Below are 1,834 nucleotides of genomic sequence, written 5' to 3' on the forward strand. Positions count from 1 at the left end.
GTACCAGGGGTCGCAGGAAATCCCCGGCGCGCGAGAGGCTTTGGCGGCCGCGGAGCAGTCCTGCTACTACGTGACCAACAACGCCAGTCGCAGCCCGGGCGAGGTCGCGGAACACCTGACCGAACTCGGGTTCGACGCCGACGAGTCGACGGTGGTGACGAGTTCCCAGTCCGCGGCCAGGCTGCTCGCGGAGAACGTCGCCCCCGATTCGCCGGTCCTGATCGTGGGCACCGAAGCGCTCGCCGACGAAGTCCGGAACGTCGGACTGCGCCCGGTGCGGTCGTTCGAGGACGCGCCCGCGGCTGTCGTCCAAGGACATTCGCCGACGACGGACTGGGCGATACTCGCCGAGGCGACCCTCGCGATCCGGGCCGGAGCGGTCTGGGTGGCGGCGAACCTGGACTCGACCCTCCCCACCGAACGCGGACTCGTCCTCGGCAACGGATCGATGGTCGCGGCGCTACGCACGGCGACGTCCCGCGAACCTCTCGTGGCGGGTAAACCGGCCGCGCCGCTGATGGAAGACGCGATGCTCCGCAGCGGGTGCTCGCGCCCGCTCGTCGTGGGCGACAGGCTGGACACCGACATCGAAGGCGCCAACAATGTCGGTCTCGACTCGCTGCTGGTGCTCACCGGAGTGAGCACCGCGGTCGACGTGCTGCGTGCCGCCCCGGAGCAACGGCCCACCTATCTGGCGTCCGAACTGGACGCGCTCAACCGCCCCGCCGAGGAATCCCTCATCGGCGAGGACAGCCGGTGGTCCGTCGAGTTCGACGGCACCGACCTGGTGATCGAACCGACCGCCGATTCCGCCGCGCCGGTGGATTCGGCCGCTCTGCTGCGGGCCGTGGCCGTTGCTGCCTGGAAGTTCCCCGACTTCGCGCGAATCACGTCGACGACGCCCGCGGTGAGTGCGGTCGCCTCCGGCTGGGGTGCCTGAAACCCGGCAGACCCGCGTTGTCCGTCACGCGATTCGCTGTATGCGTATCGGAACGCGATGGACTAGCGTTGTGCCCGATGAGCACGCCAATACCGCGCCCGGGAGCCCATCTACCTGGGCCTCCTCAGAGTGTCGACCCCGAGAAGATCCACTCGGAGGTCGATGGATTGTTGTCGCGGCTCGGAGCCGTCGAACCGGATCCTGACGACGAGCACGGCGTCGGAGTCATCCCACGCAAAGCCCATCTTCTCGAGAAGGCGCACGACGTGCTGGTGGAGGCGCTGGCCACCGTGGACAAGATCTGACGTGGCCCGTCGAGCACGGGTGGATGCCGAACTCGTTCGGCGGGGACTGGCCCGGTCCCGCGAACACGCGCAAGAACTCATCGCCTCCGGCCGAGTACTGATCTCGGGTGCGGCAGCGACCAAACCCGCCACCGCAATCGAAGCGGGAACTCCGCTGCGGGTGGTCGAGGTCGACAACGAAGTGTCCTGGGCATCGCGCGGCGCCCACAAACTCCTCGGTGCGCTCGAGGCGTTCGGCCCCCGCGGACTCGAGGTCGAGGCCAAGCGCTGCCTCGACGCAGGCGCGTCCACCGGCGGCTTCACCGACGTGCTGCTTCACCACGGCGCGCGGGAGGTCGTGGCGGTGGACGTCGGCTACGGCCAGCTGGTGTGGCGGCTGCAGTCCGACGACCGCGTCCACGTCATCGACCGGACCAACGTGCGATCCATCGATGCCGAGCAGATCGGTGGCCCGGTCGATCTGGTGGTCGCGGACCTTTCGTTCATCTCCCTGAAGCTCGTCCTCCCGGCGTTCGTCGCCTGCGTGGCCGACGGCGCAGATCTGATTCCGATGGTGAAGCCGCAGTTCGAGGTCGGCAAGGACCACGTG

Annotated in this window: 3 protein-coding genes; all 3 read left to right on the top strand. The window is 68.6% G+C overall.

Translation table 11 applies throughout. The features are described 5' to 3' along the window. Positions 1-940: HAD-IIA family hydrolase (locus tag AC1D1G_RS44825; protein WP_477956898.1), on the top strand; the 940-nt coding region annotated here is incomplete at its 5' end. Positions 941-1,017: 77 nt separating this feature from the next. Further along, positions 1,018-1,245 (top strand): hypothetical protein, encoded by a 228-nt coding sequence (locus AC1D1G_RS44830; RefSeq protein WP_050787244.1) that lies wholly within the window; start codon positions 1,018-1,020, stop codon positions 1,243-1,245. 1 nt (position 1,246) lies between these two features. Further along, positions 1,247-1,834, top strand: a 588-nt coding sequence (locus tag AC1D1G_RS44835) for a TlyA family RNA methyltransferase (RefSeq protein ID WP_477956899.1), incomplete at its 3' end; no start/stop codon positions are given.

Source organism: Rhodococcus sp. P3_B8 (assembly GCF_056402775.1).